Genomic DNA, 24,507 nt, shown 5'->3' with positions numbered 1-24,507 from the left:
CAAATCTTTAATGTCAGCTTTTGTCACCCAAAGGCGTAATGCGCAAGGTTTCGCTTTCTAGTTGCACGACGCAGGGCTTGCGATGCAAGGCGGGTTCCAGCTGGTTGTCTAGTACGCGATACACGCCGGCCACGGCCACCAGCTCGGGGTTGAACTCGGTGGAGAAGATGCGTGCGCTGGTGTCGCCGCGCGCGCCTGCCATGGCCTTTCCGCGCAGTGGCCCGTAAACATGGATGTTGCCATCTGCAATGACTTCAGCACCTTGGCCCACCACACCGATGACGATAAGGTCGGTATGCCTGGCGTACAGGCGCTGGCCAGACCGTAATTGACGATTGACCACCATGGCGGCGGGCGCAATCGCAGGGGAATCGGTTTGAGCCGCTTGCGGTTCAGCTGCTTGGGCACTTGCGACGGCACTGACCGCAGGCACTTCGGATTCCGGTGCAGGTGTACTGGCCGGGCGAGCGGGTGGGCTGGACAAATCAACGGCGGCCAGACCTTGGGCTTGGGCAGCCGTTAGATTGTCGCCCTGGGCCACTATGCCTATAGGGTGCAAGCCATGGCCGCGCAAGGCCTGGAGCAGGCTGGACCAGTCTACCAACTCATCCAGTTGTGAGGCATCGACCACGATGGGTTCGCCTTCGAAGAAGCTGCCCGCATCTTGCATGCGTTGATCCAGGGCGCTGAAAAGCGCTTGACTGTCCGCGCTGTGCAGGACCACGCGTACGGCATATAAAGCGGCGCTTTTGAAATCGAGGGCGGGTTTTGTTGGGGAGGCTTGACTCACGGTTTGTGTCCTATGCCTTGGTCCAAGAGTCACGCAAGGTGGCGCTACGGTTGAAAACCGGGTGCTCGGGCGTGGAATCTACGCGGTCGGCCACGAAGTAGCCCAGGCGCTCGAATTGCCAATGAGACTCGGGCTGGACAGGGGCGCCGGGTTCGAGCCAGGCCTGAACGGTGCGGAACGAGTCGGGATTGATGTAGTCGAGGAAGTTTTTGTCGCCGGCGTCGGGCTGAGCGTCGAGGAAGAGGCGATCGTACAGCCTGACTTCGGCACGCACGCCATGAGCGGCACTGACCCAAGTAATGTTGCCTTTGACCTTGACACTGTCTGCACCCGGCGTACCGCTTTTGGTGTCAGGCAGGTATTCGGCATGTACTTCGATGACGTTGCCGTCGGCGTCTTTGACGCAACCCGTACATCGCACAACGTACGCGTATTTGAGCCGCACGGTATTGCCCGGGAACAAACGGAAATATTTCTTTGGCGGTTCTTCGCGGAAGTCGTCGCGCTCTATCCAGAGTTCGCGACTGAACAGAAAATGGCGCTCGCCCACGGTTGGCTCATGGGGGTTGCGAGGCGCTTGGCAAGGTTCGCTGTGGTCTTCAGGGTAGTTGGTGATGACGAGCTTGATCGGGTCGAGTACGGCGACACGACGCTCAGCCTTGGCGTCGAGGTCGTCGCGCAAGGCTTGCTCAAGCAAGCTGTAATCAATGCGCGAATCCGATTTGGAAACCCCTTGACGGTCGCAGAACAGGCGAATGGAAGCCGGCGTGTAGCCACGACGGCGCAGACCCACCAGAGTGGGCATGCGCGGGTCATCCCAGCCTGCCACATGGCCGCCGGCCACCAGTTCGCGCAACTTGCGCTTGCTGGTAACGATATAGCTAAGGTTCAGCCGTGCGAACTCGTATTGGTTCGGCAAAGGCCGCAACAGCAGGCCTTGCTCTGCCAAGCGTTCGAGCACCCAGTCGTAGAATGGCCGCTGGTCTTCGAATTCAAGCGTGCAAAAGCTATGCGTGATGCCTTCGAGGGCGTCTTCGAGGGGGTGCGCGAAGGTGTACATGGGGTAAATACACCACTGCGTACCTGTGCGGTGATGAGCCGCGTGACGTATGCGGTACAAGATAGGGTCGCGCAGATTGATATTGGGCGAAGCCATATCTATTTTGGCGCGCAACACCATGCTGCCGTCGGGGTGTTTGCCATCGCGCATTTCTTCCAGCAAGGCTGCGGATTCAGCAGCCGGACGGTCGCGCCAGGGCGAATTTGTGCCTTTTTCGGTTAGCGTACCGCGCATGGCGCGGATTTCGTCGGGCGATTGTTCGTCGACGTAGGCGTGGCCCATGCTGATCAGCGCATGAGCGAATTCGTACATGTATCCGAAATAGTCGCTGGCGTAATAAAGATTTTCTTCTGTTTGGAAGCGCCAGTCGAATCCCAGCCAGTGCACCATATCTATGATGCTCTCGACGTATTCGGTTTCTTCTTTTTCGGGGTTGGTGTCATCGAAGCGCAAATGGCAGGCGCCTTGATAATCTATAGCCAGACCGAAATTCAGGCAAATGCTTTTGGCATGACCCAGATGAAGATAACCGTTGGGCTCCGGCGGAAACCGCGTGCGTATGCGTGCGGGGTCGGGTTGGCCCGCCTGCTGCACGTGGGCGGGGCCAGGTCTGCCGGCCCAGCGCTTCTGGGCGTGGCGGCCCTTGGCCAGGTCATTCTCGATGAGGGTGCGCAGGAAATGTTTGGGCGGCGTAGTCGGGACGTCGGTCATGGAAAAGTGCTAAACGAAAAACAAGAGCGGCGGCAAAGATAGCATTTTGCCATGTCCGCAAACATTTGCCCCGGCTAGCGACACAGTGGGGCAGCTGGCTCTACACTACGGCTCATTATGACAAATCTCCCGACTTGGCTGGCACAGCTGCAATTCTTCACAGGCCTGGGCTTTTTACTGGTGTTTTTGCTCATCGAGCTGGCACTGGCGTGGGTATTGTTTGCCTTCAAGCTTGCCTCACACTTTGCCGGCCGGCCGGAATGGGTGGCGGCTTACCGGTTCTGGGTGCGCGTGTTTGCGCTTTCAAGTGTTTTGGTGCTGGCGGGCATCGTGCCCGTGATCCTGCAGTTTGGCAGTCAGTGGCCAGGGCTCATGGACAAGGCTGATGTGGTGGTGGGCCCGCTTTTGCTGCTGATGATGGTGATAGGGGTCATTTTTCGTTCTTGTTTTTTAGGGGCCATGCTTTTTGGCCAAAACAAGCTGTCGCCTTGGGTACACACCTGCATGGTGCTCATGACTGCACTCGGTATTACTGTTACCGCCTGGCTGGGATGCGTGCTGTTGGGCTGGTTTCTGCACCCTGTCGGGGGCGAATGGGTCAATGGCAGATACCTTGTGCAGTCCTGGCCCACACTGTTGCGCAATACCCAGGCAGCTTGGCTTTTTGGTTTGTTGCTGGCCATGGCCGCCCTTACCGCAGGCGGCCTCATGTTGGGGGTCGTTGCGCGGCAAAGTCTGCGGCATCCTGTGCAGATCGGCGAACTGACCGGGCTGCGAACGGGGCTGGTTCTGGGCACCGCTGGTTGGCTGTTAGCAGTAGGGCTCCTGGCGGGTTACGCGATGGCGTCGGCTTCCCAACTACCGGCTCGGGCAGCGGCCATCATGGGCTACTGGAAAAACAACACGCCTGCCGAATGGGTGGTTTTTGCCTGGCCTGATGCAAACACTCAAGACAATCACGCCGCCTGGCGCGTGAAAGGCGGTGAAGATTGGCTGGCTCGCGACGAAAAGGGCGTGCTGGTAGGGCTGGAACGCCATTCCGGCATGGCGCCACCGGTTGCCTTGGTATTCTGGTCGGCTCGGCTCACACTGCTCATTGTGCTGGTTATGGGGGCCTTAATCAGCTTGGCATGGTGGCAGCTGTATAAACGAAAGGCCGATCTTCAGGCCGTGCCTGTTCGCTGGCGACGAACCTGGGCGTATGCCGCGTATTTGGGCGGCACTGCCGCCTTGACGGGCTTGGCGTGTTTGCTGGCGGGGCAAATGCCTTATGCGGTACAGGGCAAGGTGACGCTCACCGAGGTGGCCGTGCCGCATAGCCTGTTTGAAGTGGGTTTTGGTTTGTTGCTGTATTGCCTGGTCTACGGTGTGCTGGCGGCTGGTTTTGTGCGCTTATTGCGACACATTGCCTTCTATGGCGTGGTGCCGGTGACCAGACATCGGGGGCGCGCATGATAAATACCTTGGTGAGCTTGCTAGGCATCAGTGCGCACGATCCGGCTTTCTGGATGCCCTTGGTTTTCTTTGCTTTGCTGTACACGCTGCTGCTGGCGTGTATTGTTCTAGACGGTTTCGATATAGGCGTGGGGTGTCTGGCCTTGTTTGCGTCCACGCCCTATCGCAATCGCATGCTGAGCCTGCTGGCGCCGTGGCGTGACGCCAATGGTTATTGGCTGTTGCTGTGCTTGGTGGTGTTCCTGGCAGCCTTCCCTCTGGCCTGGCGTAGCGTGTTGGGTCAGTTGTATGCCCCTTTATGCTTGTTGGGGGCCGGCATTGCCTTGCGTATGGCGGCTTTCGAACTGCGCTTACGCGCCCCTTTAAGCGAACAGCCCTTTTGGGCCCGCCTTTTCGGGGTGGGTTCCTGCATGGCTGCCTTGGCTTATGGTTGGCTGTTGGCCTATAGCGTTTTGCCCACACATTCCGGAGGGGGCTTCGCTATTTTTGTGGTGTTCGTTACTTTTTGCGGCTTTGCTTCTTTTTGCTTGTTGGGTGCCTGCTGGTTGGTGATGCGTCAGCCCGGCCGTTTAAGAGTCAGTGCCGCGCTGTGGGGGCGGCTGGCGGTGCGATGGGCGGCGGCAGGTGCTGTGGCGGTATCCGCAGCCTTGGCATTGGGTAATCCTGGCGTTCTGCTTAAATGGGGGGGCGATGTGCCCTGGCCCATGGTGTTGGGCCTATGGGGGCTGCTGCTCTTATGTTTCATCACACTAGAGCTCACCCTGAGACGCTTGTCTTATCGCCGCACGGCTCCTGCATGGTTGCCTTTCACACTGGTGCTGGCTGTTTGCCTGGCTGTGTTGGGGGGGATAGGCTATAGCTTCTTTCCCTATCTGGTGCTGGATGACCTGACCCTCTGGGATGCGTCTCCCATGCCTGACGTAGCACCTTTCATGTTGTCTGCGCTGATTGTGGCTTCACCCGTCATCATCGTGTTCAATCTGTGGGTGTACTGGCGCATGTTTGGCGAATCCCGCCCACCCGAGCCGCCGCCGTTCAAGTCTGTGCGTTAAGCCCTGGGCTGCCGGTAAGCGGAAGCCAGACTTTCACGGATAAGCCCCCGGTGGCGGCCTGATCCAAGGTCAGACCGCCGCCATGCGCCTTGGCAATGGCTTCGCAGAGCGCCAAGCCTAAACCGACGGAACCCGTTTGTGTGCGCGCGTCGTCCAGCCTGGAAAACGGGCGCAGCGCCTCTTCACGGCGCGTGGCGCTGATGCCTGGGCCGTGATCGGTAATATCGATTACCGCCCGGTCGGCTTCCTGGGTCAGGCTGACCAGCACCGGTGGTGCGCCGTGATTCAAGGCGTTGGTGATGAGGTTGTCCAGCAGGCGTCCCAGCGCCCCCGGATCGACTGCCAAGGTCAGAGCGTGTGAAGTTTGGTCGTGCCAATGCACCTCACGGCCCACACTTTCCCAGGCGCTGACTTGTTCTTCCAGCCAAACGTTCAAGGGCAATTGGGTATAACGGTAGGTGGCGGGGTCGGTGCCGCGCACGAAGCCTATAAACTGATTGACCATGCGCTGCATTTCTTGGGTGTCACTGCGCAAACCGTCTTTCAAGGCAGAGTCATCCATCATTTCTATGCGCAGCCACATACGTGAAAGAGGGCCTTTCAAGTCGTGGGGCAGCCCCGCCAGCAAGGTGCGGCGCACAGCATCGGATTCGGTCAAGGCGTCGAGCATGGCATTGAAACGCTGGCCCAAAGCTTGGGTTTCGCTGGGCCCAGAAGGCGTGACGCGCTGAGGTTTTCCCGCTGCCAACTGGTCGGCGGCGCGTGTCAAACGGGTAAGGGGACGGGTAATGTGCCACGAAAAAGCAGCCGCCAAAAGCAAGACTAGGCCGGTGCCCGCCAGCCACGCAGCGATCAGGGGGGTGGCTACGGGCGGAGCCAGGCTCTCTAGAGGGATAACCAGCCATTCCCGCGTTTGCGGGCCCGAAGGGTCGGCGCTCAGGTTGGGGGGCAGAGAAATCACCAGGCGATGCAGAGGCCCTCGAGACAGACCCACGCGGGTATTGCCATCCAGGCGGGCGTTGATATCTTGAACCAGGTCCCAGAGTTCACGGCGTAGGCCTTCGGGGGGCTCTTTTTTGCGCATGCTGTGCGCGCCGCCTTGGCCGGGCTGCCGCTCGAGCTCAGTTTGAGCCGGGAGCGTACGCGAAGAGATATACCATTCGTTCTGGGAAGCCTGGCGTATGAACTCGGCGCGGCGGTAGGCGGGTATTTCGACCAAGGCGGCCTGCAAGGTGCGAATGGTGGTGGTGGTCACGTCGACCACCACTGTTTTGGTGAACTGATGCCGGTAATGGGCGACAGTAGCCAAAGTGCCGGCCTGCACCACCAAGATAGTGCCCAGTACCAGCAGGATCAACTGGGTGCGCAGCGAGCGCGGTAATAAGCGCTTGATCAAGGTGAGAACCGGTAGCCTACACCCCAAACGGTTTGTATCCATCTGGGCTGTTTCGGGTCATCTTCAATGGCGCGGCGCAAACGCAGGACGGCGATGTCAATGGCGCGGTCATTGCGTTCGCCGTGCTCGTCATCTCGTGCCAAGGCTAGCAGGCGTTCGCGTGAGAGCGGTTTGCCCGGATTGGCAACCAGCGCCTCAAGAAGATTGATCTCACCACCGGTCAGTTTGATGTTTACACCGGCCCGCGCCAGTTGGCGGGTAATGGGGTCGAAGGTGAAAGGGCCAAAATGTACGGGCTGTTGGCGCAGCAGCGCTGACGCGCCCTTTTTACGCCTTAACACGGCTTCTATGCGGGCCAAGAGCTCACGGGGGTCGAAAGGCTTGCCCAAATAGTCGTCGGCGCCGGCTTGCAGGCCGGTGATTTTGTCGCCTGTTTCGTCACGTCCGGTTAACACAACGATGGGAATGTCTTCGCCCATGTCACGCAAACGGCGACAGGCATCCACGCCGTCGCCATCGGGCAGCATACGGTCGAGCACGATCAGTTGCGGGTGATAGCGCTGGATGCGAGATTCCAGGTCACTGGCATCGGGAGCCAGTAGCGTGTCGTAACCGTGACGGTTGAGGTAGTCGGCCAATAGCTGGCGCAGGGCCGGGTCATCGTCTACGACCAGCACCTTGGTAAGCGAGGTTTCCATGGGGTGCAGTTTGATCTAGTCGGGGATTCGAGGCAAGCAGGGGCGTAATGGGCTGAAATGGTTGGGCCGCAAGGCGCGCGCCCAAGGGCTACAATGCCTGCACCTTTTCTTACCCCTCCGTGCCGGCCCGCATAGGTCGGCGCCGTGTTTTGCGCGCATGCCATCTACCCTGAGTTCCTTCCTGCCCGAAGCCCAGACCCTGCTACAGCAGATTTTTGGCTACGACGAGTTCCGGGGGTTCCAGGCGGACGTGATTGAACAGGTCGTCCAGGGCGGAGACGCCCTGGTGTTGATGCCCACGGGCGGTGGAAAATCGCTGTGCTATCAGCTACCCGCCCTGATCCGTGAGGGTACCGGCGTGGTGGTGTCGCCATTGATTGCTCTGATGCAGGATCAGGTAGACGCCTTGCGCGAGCTTGGCGTCAAAGCCGCCTTTCTGAACTCTACCCAGGACTGGCGTACGGCTCGTGATGTAGAGGACGCTTTTGTCGCGGGGCAGCTGGATTTGCTTTACGTGGCCCCCGAGCGGCTTTTGACTGATCGTTGCCTGAATCTGTTGCAGCAGGGCCGGGTGGCATTGTTTGCTATCGACGAAGCCCATTGTGTGTCGCAGTGGGGGCATGACTTTCGGCCTGAGTATCTGGGCCTTTCGATGTTGGCCGAACGTTGGCCCGATGTACCGCGCATCGCCCTGACGGCGACTGCCACGGCGCAGACCCGTGACGAGATAGCCCAGCGATTGGCGCTGGAGCAATGTCGGCACTTTGTCGCCAGCTTTGACCGACCCAATATTCTTTACCGTATCGTTGAAAAACAAGAGGTCAAACGCCAGCTGCTTGATTTCATCCGCACCGAGCACGAGGGTGATTGCGGCATTGTTTATTGCGCTTCGCGTGCGCGCTGCGAAGATCTGGCGGCTTATTTAAGTAATCATGGCATTCAAGCCTTGCCCTACCACGCCGGCTTAAGCACGCAACTCCGGGCAGAGAACCAATCTCGTTTTCTACGCGAAGATGGCGTGGTGATGGTGGCAACTATTGCCTTTGGGATGGGCATAGATAAGCCCGATGTACGTTTTGTGGCGCACGTTGACTTGCCCAAGTCCATAGAGGGCTACTATCAGGAAACCGGTCGGGCCGGTCGTGACGGCTTGCCCTCGACGGCCTGGATGGCCTATGGCTTGCAAGACGTGGCGCAGCACCGCCGCATGATAGATGAGTCGCAGGGAGATGAGCGGTTTCGGCGTCGGCAGGTAGCGCAACTGGACGCCATGCTGAGCCTGTGCGAAACCGTCGCTTGCCGCCGCCAGCACCTGTTGGAATATTTTGACCAGCCTATCGAGCCTTGCGGTCATTGTGATAATTGCCTCAGCCCGCCTGAATCCTGGGATGGCACTGAGGCAGCCCAGAAAGTGCTTTCCGCTGTTTATCGGCTTTGGCGAGAGCGAGGGCAGCGCTTTGGTGCCGGGCATATTATCGACATCTTGCGTGGCAAGCTGACCGACAGGGTGCAGCAGCACGACCATCAAAGCCTTAGCGTGTTCAATATCGGTACCGACTTGTCCGACCAGGCCTGGCGTGGCGTTTTGCGTCAGCTGTTGGCCCGAGGGTTATTGACGGTTGATCACGAAGGCTATGGCACACTGGTGCTGACCGAAGAAAGCCGTGCGGTGCTTAAAGGTGAAGTGGTTTTGCGCTTACGTCGTGCGGCGCCTTCTGCCAAACGTGCGGCTACGCGAAGTCGTGGGCGGACCCCCGCTGCTGTCGTGCAAGACCTTCCCGAAGACGTACAGGCACGCTTTGAGGCCCTGAAGGCATGGCGTGCGGCGACGGCACGTAGTCACAGCGTGCCGGCTTACGTTATTTTTCACGATACCACTTTGCGAGACGTGGCGCTGCGATGCCCACGCAACCTGGAAGAGTTGGCCGGCATTACCGGCATAGGGGCTCGTAAGCGTGAAGCGTATGGCCAAGAGTTGCTGGCTTGCGTAGCAGAGTTCTAATCTTAACGCAGAGCTTGGCCGTGCTCGTCTGAACCTATTTGCTCTTGCAAATCAGGGTGTGCGCGGTGGTTCAGGTGGCTCCAGTACATAAAAGCCAGCATCAGGAAAGCCACCAGCAAGCCAAAGATAATAATGATGATGTTGATGGGGAGTTGCAGCCAAAGCAGCAGGCTGTACATGCCCAGCATCAGCAGGATATTCAGTTGCTCGTTGAAGTTTTGCACGGCAATAGAGTGTCCAGCGGACAGCAAGACATGCCCGCGATGCTGAAGCAAGGCATTCATGGGAACCACGAAAAAGCCGGATAAAGCGCCCACGAAGAACAGCAGCGCATATACCGACCATGTGCTGTGCACCACAGGCATCAGCAGCACGGCCAAGCCCATGACGACACCCAAGGGCAGCACGCACAGTGCTCTGCGCAAGGGGACAAGGCCGGCCAGAATGGAGCCGAAAATGGTGCCAAAAGCGGCTACGCCCATCAGGATAGAGGCCTGGTCTAGCCGGTAACCCAAATGCTGGGCACCCCATTCGATTACGATGAATTGCAAGGTGGCTCCGGCACCCCAGAACAAGGTGGTGACGGCCAGCGAAATTTGCCCGAGTTTGTCGCGCCACAGTATGCACACATAGTTGGAGAACTCGCGAACCAGCTTGCCTGGATGCTTGTGCTGCGCCGGATAGCGCATGCCTGTAGCCGGAATCAGCAGGTTACAAGCGGCGGCCAGGCAATAAATGATAGCGATCAGCACAATGGCGGCTTCGGCGCGCGTGCTGGCCAGGGCCGCCAGCCAGGGCTGGGACAGTAGGGCGCTGGAAACCGTCGGGCTGATCAGCACCCCACCCAGAACCGTACCCACAATAATAGAAAGCACCGTCAGGCCTTCTATCCAGCTATTGCCTTTGACCAATAACGCGGGGGGCAGCATTTCGGTAATGATGCCGTACTTGGCAGGGGAATAAGCGGCAGCACCTATGCCAACCAAGGTATAGGCGACGAACACCAAAAATAGTTGGGTGCCTGTGTCTAGGCCGAATAAGCCGTGGCTGAACATCAGTAAGCAGCCGAACAGTTTGACGCCATTGGTGGCGAACATGACCTTCCCTTTGGGGAAGGAGTCTGCGATGGCACCCACGAAGGCGGCCAACACCACATAAGCCAAAGCAAACCACCACTTCATCATGGGTGCCATCCAGTCCGGACCGTGTAGATCCATGATCAAGGCGATGGCTGCGATGAGCAAGGCGTTGTCTGCCAAAGAAGACAGCCCTTGCGCGGCCATGACGAGGTAAAAGCCTTTTTTCACGCGGGTTCCTGTTGTCGGAGAGGAAAAAGCAAAAAGGTGTAGCGTGTCTCAGACATGGAAAACCAGGGAATCGATGGCGGACGCTGGAGCGGCATGCATGCTTGTAATCAAACGTATGACACGTAAAAGAGCATGAAAGTATAGCGTCCTGAAGCAAACCTGAGGGACGAGGGCGAGGAAAAGGGTGGCTGAGAGCGGAGCGGTAGCCCCTTAGGGGGGCTGTTAGTTTGCGCTGATCAGCCTGTCTTGAGTGGCGTAGTAAGACGTTGCTGCGTTGCGCAGGTTGTAGTGCACCGCCTGCTCGACCAATTGAGGGTCTTTCTTTAAAAAAGCCTCGAGAAGCTGATGGCTGGATGACAGGGACCAAGAGCGGAACTCGGGGTCGCTTAGGGTGGCCAGGCGAACAGCCTCTACGTGGTCTGCCAAGCGTGTAATCATGGCGGCCAAATGAGGGTTGGGCACCATGCCTATCCAGGTTTGACGGAACATGGTTTGGGCAGCCATATAGGCCACCGCATCGTTTTGATCATGTGCAAGCTGCGAAGACTCGACGGCTTTTTTCATGTGGGCCAAGCCTGCCACAGAAGCTTTCTCGCAAGCACTGCAGGCCGCGGCAGGTTCCAGCAGTAGGCGCACCTCGAACATCTGGGCAATATCGGTAGGCGTGAACTGCCTTAGGCGGAAACCCCGAGATGTGCCCTCGAGAAGGCCTTCACTCTTAAGTTGAAGCAAGGCTTCGCGCACAGGCATACGCGATACAGCCAAGGCGGCCGCTATTTCGTGGTCGACGAGCCGGTCTGTCAGGGTGATGGTGCCGCTGCGCATGCGCTGGCGCAGATGTTCGTACACCTGTTCGCGAATCTTCAGTTTCTGTGTCGGTTTGGTGGTTTTGCTCACGGCGAGATCATTGAGAGGCGGGGGCGGGCAGGGCGTGGATATGGAACTCGCAATGAGCGTGGCCCTGTGCTGAGCAACAGGTTTCTTGCACCGAAGCCGGCTGACCTAGCGCGAGTTCACCCACGGTTTGCAGGATACCAGCGATGGGATGGCAGACGGGACAGTCGCTAGCCCCGAACCCTGCGGCGAATGGGCTGTTGTGCACCTTCAGGTGAATTTCGTGCGCTTGTGCATCGCGAGAGAACGACCAGACCCCCCAACCCAGTTCAGCAGAATAGGCCGTCATGGTGTTCAAGAGCGCTGAGACGTCGCCCTGCAAAGACTGGAAATAAGCGCGGGTAGAAGCGCCGCCGCCTTGGTTGGCGGATCGAGCCAATGCCGCGAATGCTTGTTGCCTTGCTTCGGGAGGGAGTTCTCGGAATGCGCCCATCAAGACGTCGGTGCGCATGAGCAAGTAGCGACGATCGGCATCCATGATTTGTCCATGAGAGGTTTGCCATTGGAGGCGATCGCGTAAGGTTTCGGCCATTTTCTCTCTCTCTTGGGTTAAAGAAGTTTATATTTCTTCCATAACGATAACATGTTGATTCATAAAATTTAAAGTTTAGGGAAATCCATTATTTTTACATTTATGTTCAAACAGTATACTTTTTGTGGGTGCCGGGAAGATGTTCCACCGCTCCCTCCAGTCACGTAAACAAAAAGGAGTTCTCCATGAATACTTGGTGTACGAGGGTGGTCCGCAAGCTGCTGGGTGCTGCGGCAGTGGCGGTCTTTATGGCAGGGGGCGCGCATGCGGCGCCCACCGAACTGAAAATCGCCTATCCCGTTGATCTCCCATCTTGGGACCCTACCGCGGTGACTTTCCCTGCAGGGCAGTCTTTGTTCAAGGCGGTCTTCGATTCCCCCACTTTCATGGATGACAAGCTGGTTGCTACCCCGCGCCAGATTGAATCTTGGAAATGGTTGGACGACACCGGCACCAAACTCGAACTGAACCTGCGCAAGGATATTTTCTTCCACGACGGCAGCCCTTTGACGGCAGAAGACCTCAAGTTCACTTTCGAGCGTGCCTCTAAAAACAAGGCCATTGCGCTGAACGGCATGATGCCCACCGTCACCGGCATAGAGGTCGTCAGCCCGCATCAGGCCGTCATGACGTTTTCCAAACCCACACCTACTGCAATCAAGAGCCTCGCCTTTCTGACTTCCTACATTTTGCCCAAGGCCTATATCGAAAAAGTGGGTGAAGAAGCCTTCTTGAAGCAGCCCATAGGCGCCGGCCCCTACCGGCTCACCGGTTATCAGCGGGGGTCGCGCATTACGTTAGAGGCTTTCGACAAATATTGGGGCGGCAAACCTGCCATTGATAAGGTCGTCTTCGAGATCGTCCCTGATTCCTCGGCCCGAGTGGCGGCGGTAGAGTCGGGCAGAGTGGATGTCTCCGTACAAATTCCCGTGCGCGAAGTGGCTCGTCTGCAGAAATCGCCCAACCTGGAAGCCAAGACTTACCCCTACAGCGAGATGTTCATCCTGCAGATGCCTAGCTATGTGGAGACCTTCCAGAACGAACACCTGCGCCGAGCCATGCAGTTGGCCATAGATAAACAGGGCATATCGCGCGCGTTCTACAACAATGTGGCTCAGCCATTGTCGGTGCTGGCCACCAAGGGTTCGGCTGCCGATGTGCCCGATTTCAGTATTCCCTTTGACCGAGAGCAAGCCATTGCCGAGTTGGCCAAGGCCGGTTACAGCAAAGACAAACCCGTGAAAATGCGCTTGCTGTCTACCAACAATACTTTCCCTTCCGACTACGACATGGCACGAGCCATTGCGCAGATGTGGAGCCAGATCGGCATTGAAACCACAGTCGAAGAAATCACCATGGCCAAGTATCTCGAGCTCAGCCATTCCTCAAAGCTTGATGGTGTCATGTTGTATGTGTGGGCGAATGCCACTGGCGACCCCGACTTGGGTGTAGGGCGCATCCTTGATCCGCGCTTGCGCTTCTCTACCTGGAAAGATCCTGCTTTGGCAAACGAGTTAGACGCCTTGAGCACCGAAATGGATGAGCAAAAACGGCTAGCCAGCTACCACGAGATCATGAAGCGCGCGTCTGATAATGCCTGGAGCCTGCCAGTTTTGCAGTCGATTTCCACCATCGCACACAAAAAGGGACTGAACCTGCCCACCTATCAGACAGGCTATATCCTGCCGCAGGACTACAGCTGGAAATGAAACCATGCTAAGTCTGATAATAAGGAAGATCTGGGTGGTGTTGATCACGGCGTTGCTGTTGTCGGTGATCGTGTTCATCCTGCTCAGGCTGATCCCTTCCGACCCCCTGGGAATGATGCTGCCGCCCTCGGCCACTCATGAAGATGCCGAGGTGCTGCGTCAGGCGCTGGGCATGGACGGCTCTATTGCAAAACAGTATGGCGTGTGGTTGCAGAATGCCGTCCAGGGCGATCTGGGCCGGTCTATTTTCTTTCGCGAACCGGTGACGGCCCTGATAAAGACTGCGCTGCCGGCCACGCTAGAGCTTGCCATGGTCAGTCTAGTGATGGCGCTGCTCATTGCTATCCCCGGTGGCGTCATCCTGTACAAGTTTGAAGGGCGCAAGCTTGAAATCCCTGCAGACTTTCTGCTGGTGGTGCTGCTGTCCGTGCCTTCATTCTTGTGGGGCATCATCCTCATCGTCGTGCTGGGGGTCACGTTCCCGATATTGCCCTTCATGGGGCAATTGGATCCTTCGTTCAGCGTGCCCAGGGTTACGGGCTTTCTGCTGATTGACACGCTGCTTGCAGGCCAATGGGCGGCGTGGTGGGACGCTTTACGGCATCTGCTATTACCGGCTTTCGCACTGGCGTTGTCGTTCAGTCCCATCATTGCCCGGGTGTTACGTTCCAGTTTAATAGAGATAGCGACCGAGCCCTACGTTAACGTGGCGCGGCTACGCGGCGTCTCCGAGCGCCGCATTCTGTGGGGGCACATGTTCAAAAATGCGGCATTGCCCACCCTGACCTTGTTGGGTGTGCAGTTTGGCTTTCTCTTTGGCGGCACCTTGCTGATTGAAGTCATCTTTTCATTCCCTGGTTTGGGCAATCTGATGGTGCAGGCCATCAAGAACTTCGACTTACCCCTGATACAAGGTGTGGCCTTGGTGTTCTGTTTGCTTGTGCTTGGGGTGAATTTCTGTGTGGACGGTCTGTACACGGCCTTGAACCCCAAGCTGAGGCAAGCATGACAACAAAGACGGATTCAGGCCCCAGCCGGCGCGGTCGTCTGCGACGTGCCGTGGGGCATCCCAAGGTGGCGATAGGCGGCGTCATGGTGCTGTGCTTTGTTTTTGTGGCGATCTTCGCCCCATGGCTGGCCCCCAACAACCCTAACGCACAAGACTTGATGGCGACCTTGCTGCCGCCCGTCTGGGACGCAGGGGGTATGGCGCAGTTTCCTTTGGGCACCGACTCGCTCGGGCGATGTGTGCTGTCGCGCCTGATCTACGGCAGCCGTATTGCCTTGTTGGTGGCGGTACTTGCCGCCACAGGAGCCATGGTTTTTGGTTCCGTTTTAGCCGTGCTGGCCGGTTATCTGCGTGGGCGCTTCGATACCACCATGGGTTTCCTGGTCGGTCTCTGGCTGTCGGTGCCGCCGGTCGTGTTCTCCATGTTGTTGATGGTGGGCTTGGGCACGGGCGTGCGCAATGTGATTCTGGCTGTTGTGCTGGTCGACTGGACGCGCTTTTACCGAGTGGTCAGAGCAGAAGTATTGGTGGCGCGCGAGCGGGAATACGTGCAGGCGGCGCGTTTGCTGGGGTTCTCTCACTGGCGCACCATGACGCGCGAAATCTTGCCTGGCGTGTTGCCGCTGATTCTGACTTTGTTCAGTCTGCAAATGGGTGTGGCCATCATTGTTGAAGCCATACTCAGTTTCGTGGGCTTGTCCGTACCCTCAGATGTCGTCGCCTGGGGCGTCATGCTGGCCGACGGTCGCGACCAGATCTACCAGGCCGGGTGGACTTTGCTGGCACCCATAGGCGGCATCATTTTTGCTGTGCTGGCGTTCAACCTGCTTAGCGATGGTCTGCGTGCCACGCTTGATCCCCGCCTTCAAAAAAGGAGCTGAGATGACGCATCCTGTCCTGCAGTTTTCGGGTGTCCAGGTGGTTGCGCACGTGGGCAAGCAAGAGGTCGCGCTGCTGCGGCAGGTGGACTTCGCGGTAGGCAAGGGCCGTACTTTGGGTTTGGTGGGCGAATCGGGTGCCGGTAAAAGCATGATAGGCCGCGTCGTGGCCGGCTTGCTGCCGTCCAATCTGCGTTTCGCTGCCGGCGAGGTTCTGTTCCAGGGCGAACGTCTTACTAGCGCTGCCGCCCGAGGCTATCTAGGCAAACGCATTGCTTTTATTCCGCAAGAACCCTTGTCGGCGTTGAACCCCGTGCTGACCATAGGCCAGCAGATGCTTGAACATCTTAAGCGGGTAGGCGTAGTGCGTGCCGAGCGCAATCAGTATGCGCAGGCGCGGCTGGCTGAAGTCGGCTTGCCCGAGCCTGCGCAGATACTGAGCCGCTATCCCCACCAGCTATCCGGTGGCCAATGCCAACGTGTATTGATCGCCATGGCTTTCTCCGGTGATCCTGAGCTCATCATTGCCGATGAGCCCACGACAGCGCTTGATGTCGTCACGCAGGTTCAGATCATCCATCTGTTGCGGCACATTCAGCAAAAATATGAAACCGCAGTCATTCTTATTACGCATGATTTGCGTATGGCCGCACATGTCTGCGATGACGTGGCCGTGCTGTACGCCGGAGACGTGGTCGAGACAGGCCCCGCTCGTTTAGTGTTAGAGCAGCCGCGCCACCCATATTCGTGGGCGCTCAAGCAGGCGACCCCATCGTTGCACGGTAATCTGCATGAGCTACCGGTGCTTCCCGATCTGATGCCCGGCTTACGCGATATGGTCGAGCTGCGGGGTTGCCGGTTTGCCCCGCGCTGTTCCACACGCAATGTTGAATGCGAATCCCATGTGCACCCCCTTGAGGCGGTAGGCGAGGGGCATTACATACGTTGTGCCTCGGCCTGTCGTATACAAGAAAATGTGCAGACCGAAGTCCTGCCGCAGCGTTCGAGCACGGGTGTTTCGGGGGCCAGCGCTTTGCTGGAATTGCACCAGGCAAGTATGCGCTACACGATTAGGCGGGCGGACGGAAAAAAAGCTTACTTCGACGCGCTTAAACCCTTGGATCTGTCCATTCGACCCGGTGAGCTGGTGGGTGTAGTGGGCGAAAGCGGGAGTGGTAAAAGCACCTTGGCGCGTATCATGGCCGGCTTGGTTCAACCTACGGGCGGCGAAGTACGGGTGAGCGGTATTGCCCGTCAGAGGGCTTCGACTCAGCAGCTTGAGCACATGCGTCAAACTGTGCAGATGGTGTTTCAAGACCCCGATTCAGCTTTGAACCCCCGACGTACCGTAGAAAGCCTGATGACCCAAGTCCTAGAGGTTCAGGCCAGCATCACGGCCAAAGCGCGCCGGGAACAGGCCCTGCGTCTGGTGGGACAGGTCGGTATGGCGCCTGACGCCTTGCAGCGCTTTTCTTCACAGCTTTCAGGTGGGCAAAAGCAGCGGGTCAACATCGCACGGGCCCTGTGTGCTGCGCCGCAATTGCTGATTGCTGACGAGATTGTGTCGGGTCTGGACGTGTCGGTTCAAGCCCTCATCATGAATTTGCTTTTGCGCCTGAACCGCGAGCTGGGCATTGCGGTGGTGCTGATTTCGCACGATCTGTCGGTGATTCGCTATTTATGTCAGCGCGTCTTGGTGATGTATAGGGGCAGCGTGGTCGAGCAGGGCGAAACCGACACGGTGTTCAGCAATCCGCAGCACCCCTACACCCGCGTCTTGCTCTCCAGCGTACCGCCTGATGATGCCCGTGCCAATTGGCCCCCGGCGCAAGGCAGTCTGGAAGCACAGATGGCGCTGGCTGAATCGGAACGATAGGAGAACAGACATGAGTAAGAATGACGTGGGCTATCGCTCGGATCCCCAAGCCTTGCAAGGCTTGGTTGAGGCCACGCAAGTGCACCGAGACGTATATATCAGCGAGGAAATTTTTCAGCTTGAGCGTGAAAGGCTGTTCGCCCGCTCATGGCTGTATGTGGGGCATGCCAGCCAGGTACCCGAAACAGGTGATTACATCACTGTAGACCTGGTAGGCACCCCTGTCATCATGATTCGACATGCCGATGGTGGCGTGCGTGTACTCATCAACCGCTGCGCACATAAGGGCGCACGCTTACTGAGCGAGCCTAGCGGCAAGGTGCCGCGCTTGTTGCGTTGCCCCTACCATGCTTGGAGCTTTGATTTTGATGGGCGCTTGCGAGGGGTGTCTTTGAAAGCAGGCTACGAAGGCACGGGTTTTGAGCACAGCGTCGCGGCGCAAGGGCTTTCCCAGCCAGGTGGAGTTGCCGAATACCGCGGCTTTGTGTTTGCGCGTCTTAGTCAAGAAGGCGCTGATTTTCATGGTTTTTTTGGTCCGGCCTTGAAGGCGCTGGACAATATGGCCGACCGTTCACCCGTGGGCGAGTTGCAGGTTGCTGGTGGCTGCGTGCGCGCCGAGATTCATTGCAACTGGAAGATGTATATAGAAAATATCAACGATTCGGTGCATCCCATTTCCACCCATGAGTCGGCTTCCGGCACGGCGGGGAAAATCAGCCAAGAGTTCTCCGACGCCAATCCGGCGGCGCTAGAGCAACTGCTGCCTTTTGGTGCGGGTTACGACTTCTATTCCAAAATGGGCGCACGCACCTTGCCCAATGGCCACAGCATTCTGGGCACTGAGTTCAGCATTCACTCGGCTTACTCAGATATTCCCAACTATCAGCAACAACTCGAACAGGCACATGGACCCGAGCGTGCGGGGGAGATCTTGTCGTTCTCGCCTCAGAACGTGGTGTTTTATCCTTCCATGGCTTCTAAGGGTTCGCCTCAAATCATTCGCGTGCTGCGTCCTGTTAGCGCCAATCTGACGCGTTTGGAAGTCTGGTCCTTTCAGCCTAAAGGAGCGCCCGAGGTGCTGCTCAAGCGTGGGCTTATGTATAGCCGACTGGTGTTTTCGCCCATGAGTGTCGTGGGTCACGACGACGTGCATTTGTTTGAAAGCCAGCAAAGCTCCTTGGCCAGCGCCGGCAATCCATGGGTAAACCTGCAACGCCAGTTCACCCTCGCCGAATTAGATCAAGAAGACAACAGCTTGGCCGATGGCAATAGCGAGGCGCTTATGCGTAATCAGTTCAGGGCCTGGCAAGCGTTGATGCAGCCCGATACGAAGGAGTCATCATGACGCAAGAAAACCTGCAACAAGCGCTAGTGGATTTCGTCTATCACGAAAATCTTTTGCTAGACGAGCAGCGCTACCCTGAGTGGTACGAATTGTTCGCTGAAGATGGCGTGTATTGGGTGCCCTTGCACGAGCAACAGACAGAAAAAGAGCTGCATGCCTCGATTGCGCTCGAAGATCGTATGTTGCTGAAGTTGCGTATTGATAGAATGCAGCACGCTCATGCGCATTCCCTGCATCCCCGTGTGCGCGGTTTGCATGTCGTGCAGCAGCCCCGGGTCTTGCCGGATATGGCCAACGGTTTGGCCGCTGTGTCTTGCCAATTGATGTACATAGAGCGCCAGGCAGACAAGCAAGTGCTGCTTGGGGCTTCGGTACGTTATGGTTTGCGGCGTGTTGAGGGCGCTTTGCGCATAGTTGAAAAGCGCATAGTGCTATTGGGTTGCGACAGCTATCTTCCGGCTATACAGCTTTTCATATGACGATACTGACGAATGACGACTACACCAGCCTGAAGGCTGAAACACTGGATGCCGCCATGGTCTACCGCTTGGTCTCGGGCGTAGTGGTGCCGCGGCCTATCGCCTGGATCAGCACGCGTAGCGAACAAGGTGTCGTCAACGTCGCACCGTTCAGCTCGTTCAACTATGTGTCGCAGTCTCCGCCCATGCTGGCGGTCAATATCAGCATCGAGCAAGACAATCGCTTGAAAGACACGGCGCGCAACATAGAGCAAACCCAGAGTTTCGTCGTCAATATTCCGTCGATTTCGCTGGTGGAGACCGTGCACGAAAGCAGTGCGGCCTATCCTCCCGAAGCGGGCGAAGCGGCGGCCTTGGGCATTCCGTTGCTGCCTGGTTTGCAGGTGCCGGTGCCGCGCATTGCCTGGGCAAAAGCGCAAATGGAATGTGTGCTGCGTCATCGTCTACCGCTGGGCACGGGCATGAATGTGCTCTATATAGGCGAAGTCGTTGCCTTTCACCTGGCGCACGACATATTTGACGGGCGGCGCGTCAACAGTTTGGCGCTGCAACCGCTGGCACGCCTGGGCGGTCCTTTTTACGCCACTTTGGGCGAGCTCATCCAGTGCGAACCTCCGACGCCGCGCGACGTTCACAATTCCTGATATTTGTAAGGCATTGAAGGCCGGGCGGAGCCTGCCGTTGCGTTATCATAAGAGGATTCCTTCCTGCGGGGCCTTCGCCTGCCCATGTCCGCCGTTTTGTCCGTTTTATTGTGCGCCTGACTCAAATCAAATTAGCCGGGTTCAAGTCGTTTGTGGAACCGACGGCCATTCCTACGCCCAGCCAATTGGTGGGGGTGGTGGGGCCTAACGGATGCGGAAAGTCCAATATCATTGACGCCGTGCGCTGGGTGCTGGGCGAAACCCGGGCCTCAGAGCTGCGTGGCGAATCCATGCAGGACGTCATTTTCAATGGCTCCGGCAACCGCAAGCCGGCGGCCCGCGCTTCAGTCGAATTGGTGTTCGATAATTCCGAAGGGCGCGCAGCGGGGCAATGGAGCACCTATGCCGAAATCGCGGTCCGCCGGGTGCTCACCCGAGACGGCACCAGCAGCTATTTCGTCAATAATCAGCAGGTGCGCCGCCGCGACATCCACGACATTTTCCTGGGTACCGGCCTGGGCGCGCGCGGCTACGCCATTATTGGCCAGGGCATGATCAACCGCCTCATCGAGGCGCGTCCCGAAGAGCTCCGTGTTTATCTCGAAGAAGCCGCAGGCGTTTCGCGTTACAAAGAACGGCGCCGGGAAACCGAAAACCGCATTGCCGATACGCGCGAGAACCTGACTCGTGTTGAAGATATCTTGCGCGAATTGGGCAGTCAGCTAGAAAAACTCGAGACGCAGGCCGAGGTCGCCATGCGTTACCGGGGGCTGCAAGAAGACGGCGAACGCAAACAGCATGCGTTGTGGCTGCTGAAGGAGCGCCAGGCTCACCAAGATCAGAAAGAAAAATTCTTGGCCATTGAGCAAGCCCAGACCGAACTCGAAGGCTCAACCGCCGATTTGCGCCACTGCGAGGCCGAACTCGAGTCTCGTCGTCAGGCGCATTATGCGGCTGGCGATGCCGTGCACGCGGCTCAGGGCAAAGTGTTCGAGTCAGGGGCGCTGGTTAGCCGTCTCGAGGCGGAAATCCGCCATGTGGTTGACTCACGCAACCGTTTGCAAAGTCGGCGTAGCCAGTTGCAAGCCCAGATAGAAGAATGGCAGGCGCAGCAGGCGCATTGCCAAGACCAAATCGAACAAGCCGCGCAAGAGGCTGAAGAGCTCGAAGCGCGCCTTGAGCAAGAGCAAGCCGGCGTCGAGTCTGCCGCTCAAGCGTTGCCCGACCTGGATGCTCAAGTGCGTGCGGCTGGGGCGTCGCGTGAAGAAATGCGCAGCGTGCTGGCGCGTGTCGAGCAGAATCTGGCCTTGGTGGCCCAGGCTCAGCGTGATGCCGACCGCCAGCTGAATCAATTGGCTCAGCGGCGCGAGCGTCTTGAGCAAGAACTGCGCGAGCTGGATGCGCCCGACCCAGCCGCTCTCGAGCATTTGGCCGGCGAGCAGGCCATGCAGCAAGAGCAGCTCGAAGAAGCGCAAGGGCAATTGGCCGAGCTCGAAGACCGTCTGCCTGGCTTAGACGCTACCCGAGCGCAGGCCCATGCCAAATCTCGCGAAGAAACCGATGCGCAGGCGCGCATCGAGGCACGCTTGTCGGCATTGATCAAACTTCAACAAGACGTGCAAAAGCAAGGCGCCTTACAGCCCTGGCTGGAACAACAGGGGCTAAGCTCCTTGTCGCGGCTCTGGCAAAAGCTGCACGTCGAGCCAGGCTGGGAAACCGCCTTCGAGGCCGTACTGCGCGAACGCATGACGGCGCTCGAAATCCGACAGCTCGAGCACGCCCGTGCCTTCGTCAACGATCCGCCCCCGGCCAGGCTGGCGTTCTATCAGCCGGCCATCGCCAAAGCGCCCGCTACCAGGCTCGCCGGCTTTACCGCACTGGCTGAAAAACTGCGCATCACAGACCCCGATCTGCGCTCCGTGCTAGACGACTGGACGGCGCACGCTTTCGTGGCCTCCGACCTGCCTAGCGCCTTGGCTAGCCGTGCCCAGTTGCCGCCCGGCGGCGTGTATGTGCTTCAACAAGGGCATCTGGTAGATGAACACGGTGTCCGGTTCTATGCGCCAGACTCCGAGCAAGCCGGGATGTTGGCGCGCCAGCAAGAAATCGAGAATCTGCAACGCGAGCTCAAGGCGCGCCAGCTCATGGCGGATCAAGCCGTGTCCGAGGTGGCGCGTGCCGAAGCCCTTTGGCAACAGGTCTCACAGGCTGTGGGGCCCGCGCGTATGCGGGTCTCCGAGCTTACGCGCCGCCTGCACGATATTCAGTTAGAGCATTCCCGTTTGCAACAGCAAGCTAGGCAGTCCGGCGAGCGTGCGCAGCGTATTCACGACGAATTAGCGGAGATCAAAGGCCAGGGCGAAGAGTTTGCTGCCAGTCGTGATGAAGCGGAAGCGCGATTCGAAACCCTGGATCTCGAACTGGCCGAGCACCAGACGCGTTACGCCGATGCGCAGATGTCTGGCGAAGATTTGGCCGAACAAGCTGAACAAGCGCGCCAAGCCCTGCGCAATATTGAGCGCCAGGTGCAGGAAACGCAATTTGCCATTCGAGCCCTGCATACCCGCACGGGCGATCTGCAACGCAATCAGCAACTGGCTGCCGAGCAAGTCCAGCGTGCCCAGGACGAACTTGAAGGGTTGCAGGGCGAGCTATTCGAGCTGGACGCCACGGCAGCCCAGACAGGCCTGCAAGACGCGCTCGAACAACGGGCTCAGAGCGAAGAAATCCTGACGCAAGCACGTATAGAACAAGACAACCTTGCCGCCTCACTGCGTGCAGCCGACGAGCGGCGGCTCGAGCTTGAGCGCTCGCTCGAACCTCGGCGCCAGCGCATCATGCAGTTGCAACTGCAAGAACAAGCAGCGCGACTGGCAGTCGAGCAATATGCCGAGCAACTGGATGCCCATCAGGTAGACCGCGAGGCCTTGTCCCAGATGCTTGAGCAGCAGCCTGAGGAGTGGTTGCGCGTCAACTGGCTGCAATCCGAGGTTCAAAGAATTTCACGTCAGATCGATGGCTTGGGCCCGGTGAACCTGGCAGCTCTGGAAGAATTGAATACCGCACGTGAGCGCAAAGGCTTCCTTGACGCGCAGCATGACGACTTGATGAGCGCCATCGAGACCCTTGAGGCTGCAATTCGCAAGATAGACAAAGAAACGCGTGAGTTGTTGCAAGAGACCTTTGATATTGTGAATGGACATTTCGGCGAGCTTTTCCCCAAACTGTTTGGTGGGGGCGAGGCCAGGCTGATGATGACGGGCGACGAGATACTGGATGCGGGTGTGCAGGTGATGGCGCAGCCGCCTGGCAAGCGCAACAGTACTATCTATCTGCTCTCGGGGGGCGAGAAAGCCCTTACCGCCACGGCACTGGTGTTTGCGCTCTTCAAGCTCAACCCCGCGCCATTCTGCCTGCTCGACGAAGTCGATGCGCCACTGGACGACGCGAATACCGAACGGTATGCCAATCTGGTCAGCAGCATGAGCGATCAGACACAATTTTTATTCATTTCACACAACAAAATTGCCATGCAAATGGCGCGCCAGCTTGTCGGGGTTACCATGCAAGAACAGGGCGTGTCGCGCATAGTGGCGGTGGATATTGAGTCCGCCCTGCAATTGGCAGAAATTTGACTCGACCATGACAATACGTTTTTCCAAACCCGATGGGGCGGACAATGAGTGATTTGCAAATAGCACTGGTAGCAGCAGGCGTCATCCTGATTGCATTGGTGGTGGCGTTCAACTGGTGGCAAGACAGGCGAGCCCGTAGGCGCATGCAAGCCCATTTCCCCGAGGGCGAGCACGACCCTTTGCTCGGTGCTGCGGGCGCGCCGTCGGTAGGGCGGCGCGAGCCGGGTATGGTGGCGGCGAACGAAGACGCCGAGGAGGCAGATCCGACTTGTGAAGCGGTCATTGATGTCAGTTTTGCCAACCCTGTCCCCGGTCCTCAGCTGCGCGACGCTTTGCAGGGCTTGACGCAATCCGTAGGTAAGCCTGTGCGGGTGCTGGTCATGCGCGATTCGGGTTCGCATACCAGCCAGCTACGTGCTGACGAGTCTTATGGGTCATTGCACTTGACCGTACTGTTGGCCAACCGCCAAGGTCCGTTGACCGATATCGGTTGGTCGCACCTATGGTCGGCTGCCCAAAGATTGGCGCAAAGCTTTGACGGCACGGTGGAAGGCCCCGAGCAAGAGGCCGTACTCAGTCAGGCGAACCAACTAGATGCCTTGTGTGCCGAGGTCGATGCGCAAGTGGTGTTGGGCATCAAGCCTGCCATGTCGCGCCCTCTGGATGAAGTGGAGCCCATAGTCAGGGAAACCGGTTTCGTCATGTATGGCGACCAGTTGGCGTGGATGTCCGATACCGGCTTACCTAGATTTACCTTGTCCTTGGTGCCAAATGCCGAACAGCGCATAGAGCGCTTGGATCTGATTCTGGATGTGCCCAACTGCCAGATCGATGAGCAGGCTTTCAGCCGCATGGCGGGGGTGGGGCGTGATCTGGCTTCGCGCCTGAACGCTCAGTTGTTGGATGAGCAAGGTAATCCTGTCATGCCGCAGGCCGACGCAGCGATAGATCAGCAGGTGCTGGGCATGAGCCAGTCGCTGACGCGTGTTGGCTTCGTGGCCGGTGACACACGTACCTTGCGCTTGTTTTCCTGAT

19 protein-coding genes are annotated in these 24,507 nt (G+C 58.1%); 12 read left to right on the top strand and 7 right to left on the bottom strand.

All coding sequences use genetic code 11. The features are described 5' to 3' along the window. Positions 1 to 13: 13 nt before the first annotated feature. Together minC and H0484_RS01805 are read right to left on the bottom strand one after the other, a co-directional pair. Positions 14 to 790, bottom strand: a complete 777-nt coding sequence (minC, locus tag H0484_RS01810) for a septum site-determining protein MinC (protein WP_226952723.1) — start codon at positions 788 to 790, stop codon at positions 14 to 16. A gap of 10 nt (positions 791 to 800) precedes the next feature. After that, on the bottom strand, positions 801 to 2,561 hold the full coding sequence (locus H0484_RS01805) for a glutamine--tRNA ligase/YqeY domain fusion protein (RefSeq protein WP_226952722.1): 1,761 nt from the start codon (positions 2,559 to 2,561) through the stop codon (positions 801 to 803). Between the two features lie 117 nt (positions 2,562 to 2,678). On the opposite strand from H0484_RS01805, the gene H0484_RS01800 reads away from it, so the two are divergent. Together H0484_RS01800 and H0484_RS01795 are read left to right on the top strand one after the other, a co-directional pair. After that, on the top strand, positions 2,679 to 4,016 hold the full coding sequence (locus H0484_RS01800; RefSeq protein ID WP_226952721.1) for a cytochrome ubiquinol oxidase subunit I: 1,338 nt from the start codon (positions 2,679 to 2,681) through the stop codon (positions 4,014 to 4,016). Then, a complete protein-coding gene (locus H0484_RS01795; protein ID WP_226952720.1) occupies positions 4,013 to 5,068 on the top strand; it encodes a cytochrome d ubiquinol oxidase subunit II in 1,056 nt (351 codons plus the stop codon). The genes H0484_RS01800 and H0484_RS01795 overlap by 4 nt, the downstream gene beginning before the upstream one ends. On the opposite strand, the gene H0484_RS01790 is transcribed toward H0484_RS01795, so the two are convergent. Further along, positions 5,052 to 6,506, bottom strand: a complete 1,455-nt coding sequence (locus tag H0484_RS01790) for an ATP-binding protein (RefSeq protein ID WP_226952719.1) — start codon at positions 6,504 to 6,506, stop codon at positions 5,052 to 5,054. The genes H0484_RS01795 and H0484_RS01790 overlap by 17 nt on opposite strands. Further along, on the bottom strand, positions 6,461 to 7,162 hold the full coding sequence (locus tag H0484_RS01785; protein ID WP_226952718.1) for a response regulator: 702 nt from the start codon (positions 7,160 to 7,162) through the stop codon (positions 6,461 to 6,463). The genes H0484_RS01790 and H0484_RS01785 overlap by 46 nt, the downstream gene beginning before the upstream one ends. A gap of 157 nt (positions 7,163 to 7,319) precedes the next feature. Here H0484_RS01785 and recQ point away from each other — a divergent pair, with 157 nt between their 5' ends. Next, positions 7,320 to 9,164, top strand: coding sequence for a DNA helicase RecQ (gene recQ, locus H0484_RS01780; protein ID WP_226952717.1), 1,845 nt, complete (start codon positions 7,320 to 7,322; stop codon positions 9,162 to 9,164). Between the two features lie 2 nt (positions 9,165 to 9,166). Here the strand turns inward: recQ and lplT are convergent, their stop codons facing one another. From lplT to H0484_RS01765, 3 genes are all read right to left on the bottom strand, one after another. After that, positions 9,167 to 10,471, bottom strand: a complete 1,305-nt coding sequence (gene lplT / locus H0484_RS01775) for a lysophospholipid transporter LplT (RefSeq protein WP_226952716.1) — start codon at positions 10,469 to 10,471, stop codon at positions 9,167 to 9,169. Positions 10,472 to 10,693: 222 nt separating this feature from the next. Further along, positions 10,694 to 11,368: a GntR family transcriptional regulator gene (locus tag H0484_RS01770; protein ID WP_226952715.1), complete on the bottom strand. Its 675-nt coding sequence runs from the start codon at positions 11,366 to 11,368 to the stop codon at positions 10,694 to 10,696. Positions 11,369 to 11,375: 7 nt separating this feature from the next. After that, positions 11,376 to 11,843 (bottom strand): V4R domain-containing protein, encoded by a 468-nt coding sequence (locus H0484_RS01765; RefSeq protein ID WP_226952714.1) that lies wholly within the window; start codon positions 11,841 to 11,843, stop codon positions 11,376 to 11,378. A gap of 239 nt (positions 11,844 to 12,082) precedes the next feature. Here H0484_RS01765 and H0484_RS01760 point away from each other — a divergent pair, with 239 nt between their 5' ends. The 9 genes from H0484_RS01760 (at position 12,083) to H0484_RS01720 (ending at position 24,506) form a co-directional block, all read left to right on the top strand. Next, complete coding sequence (locus H0484_RS01760; RefSeq protein WP_226952713.1) at positions 12,083 to 13,606, top strand: ABC transporter substrate-binding protein; 1,524 nt, start codon at positions 12,083 to 12,085, stop codon at positions 13,604 to 13,606. Positions 13,607 to 13,610: 4 nt separating this feature from the next. Next, on the top strand, positions 13,611 to 14,615 hold the full coding sequence (locus tag H0484_RS01755; RefSeq protein ID WP_226952712.1) for an ABC transporter permease: 1,005 nt from the start codon (positions 13,611 to 13,613) through the stop codon (positions 14,613 to 14,615). After that, positions 14,612 to 15,496 carry an ABC transporter permease gene (locus H0484_RS01750; RefSeq protein ID WP_226952711.1) on the top strand — a complete coding sequence of 295 codons (885 nt, stop codon included), beginning with the start codon at positions 14,612 to 14,614 and terminating at the stop codon, positions 15,494 to 15,496. The genes H0484_RS01755 and H0484_RS01750 overlap by 4 nt, the downstream gene beginning before the upstream one ends. 1 nt (position 15,497) lies before the next feature. Further along, on the top strand, positions 15,498 to 17,369 hold the full coding sequence (locus tag H0484_RS01745) for a dipeptide ABC transporter ATP-binding protein (protein WP_226952710.1): 1,872 nt from the start codon (positions 15,498 to 15,500) through the stop codon (positions 17,367 to 17,369). A gap of 10 nt (positions 17,370 to 17,379) precedes the next feature. Then, the gene (locus tag H0484_RS01740) at positions 17,380 to 18,714 is read left to right on the top strand and encodes an aromatic ring-hydroxylating oxygenase subunit alpha (protein WP_226952709.1); all 1,335 of its coding nucleotides are present in this window, start codon (positions 17,380 to 17,382) and stop codon (positions 18,712 to 18,714) included. Next, entirely contained in the window at positions 18,711 to 19,193 is a 483-nt protein-coding gene (locus H0484_RS01735; RefSeq protein WP_226952708.1) for an aromatic-ring-hydroxylating dioxygenase subunit beta, read from the top strand. Before H0484_RS01740 ends, H0484_RS01735 begins: the two co-directional genes overlap by 4 nt. Continuing rightward, complete coding sequence (locus H0484_RS01730) at positions 19,190 to 19,837, top strand: flavin reductase family protein (RefSeq protein ID WP_226952707.1); 648 nt, start codon at positions 19,190 to 19,192, stop codon at positions 19,835 to 19,837. The genes H0484_RS01735 and H0484_RS01730 overlap by 4 nt, the downstream gene beginning before the upstream one ends. A gap of 110 nt (positions 19,838 to 19,947) precedes the next feature. After that, complete coding sequence (smc, locus tag H0484_RS01725; protein ID WP_226952706.1) at positions 19,948 to 23,472, top strand: chromosome segregation protein SMC; 3,525 nt, start codon at positions 19,948 to 19,950, stop codon at positions 23,470 to 23,472. Positions 23,473 to 23,516: 44 nt separating this feature from the next. Beyond that, positions 23,517 to 24,506, top strand: a complete 990-nt coding sequence (locus tag H0484_RS01720) for a cell division protein ZipA C-terminal FtsZ-binding domain-containing protein (RefSeq protein WP_226952705.1) — start codon at positions 23,517 to 23,519, stop codon at positions 24,504 to 24,506. Position 24,507: the final 1 nt, after the last annotated feature.

It is taken from the genome of Mesopusillimonas faecipullorum (assembly GCF_020539505.1).
Lineage (GTDB): Bacteria > Pseudomonadota > Gammaproteobacteria > Burkholderiales > Burkholderiaceae_B > Mesopusillimonas > Mesopusillimonas faecipullorum.
This window is presented reverse-complemented; position numbering and strand designations above follow the sequence as displayed.

Bases quoted from the DNA above. Each gene is read 5' to 3' on its own strand.
- H0484_RS01735 (WP_226952708.1), top strand. From the start codon at position 18,711: ATGACGCAAGAAAACCTGCAACAAGCGCTAGTGGATTTCGTCTATCAC.
- H0484_RS01730 (WP_226952707.1), top strand. From the start codon at position 19,190: ATGACGATACTGACGAATGACGACTACACCAGCCTGAAGGCTGAAACA.
- H0484_RS01785 (WP_226952718.1), bottom strand. From the start codon at position 7,162: ATGGAAACCTCGCTTACCAAGGTGCTGGTCGTAGACGATGACCCGGCC.
- H0484_RS01720 (WP_226952705.1), top strand. From the start codon at position 23,517: ATGAGTGATTTGCAAATAGCACTGGTAGCAGCAGGCGTCATCCTGATT.
- H0484_RS01750 (WP_226952711.1), top strand. From the start codon at position 14,612: ATGACAACAAAGACGGATTCAGGCCCCAGCCGGCGCGGTCGTCTGCGA.
- recQ (WP_226952717.1), top strand. From the start codon at position 7,320: ATGCCATCTACCCTGAGTTCCTTCCTGCCCGAAGCCCAGACCCTGCTA.
- H0484_RS01755 (WP_226952712.1), top strand. From the start codon at position 13,611: ATGCTAAGTCTGATAATAAGGAAGATCTGGGTGGTGTTGATCACGGCG.
- H0484_RS01805 (WP_226952722.1), bottom strand. From the start codon at position 2,561: ATGACCGACGTCCCGACTACGCCGCCCAAACATTTCCTGCGCACCCTC.
- H0484_RS01765 (WP_226952714.1), bottom strand. From the start codon at position 11,843: ATGGATGCCGATCGTCGCTACTTGCTCATGCGCACCGACGTCTTGATG.
- H0484_RS01745 (WP_226952710.1), top strand. From the start codon at position 15,498: ATGACGCATCCTGTCCTGCAGTTTTCGGGTGTCCAGGTGGTTGCGCAC.
- H0484_RS01740 (WP_226952709.1), top strand. From the start codon at position 17,380: ATGAGTAAGAATGACGTGGGCTATCGCTCGGATCCCCAAGCCTTGCAA.
- H0484_RS01760 (WP_226952713.1), top strand. From the start codon at position 12,083: ATGAATACTTGGTGTACGAGGGTGGTCCGCAAGCTGCTGGGTGCTGCG.
- H0484_RS01795 (WP_226952720.1), top strand. From the start codon at position 4,013: ATGATAAATACCTTGGTGAGCTTGCTAGGCATCAGTGCGCACGATCCG.
- H0484_RS01800 (WP_226952721.1), top strand. From the start codon at position 2,679: ATGACAAATCTCCCGACTTGGCTGGCACAGCTGCAATTCTTCACAGGC.
- H0484_RS01790 (WP_226952719.1), bottom strand. From the start codon at position 6,506: ATGGATACAAACCGTTTGGGGTGTAGGCTACCGGTTCTCACCTTGATC.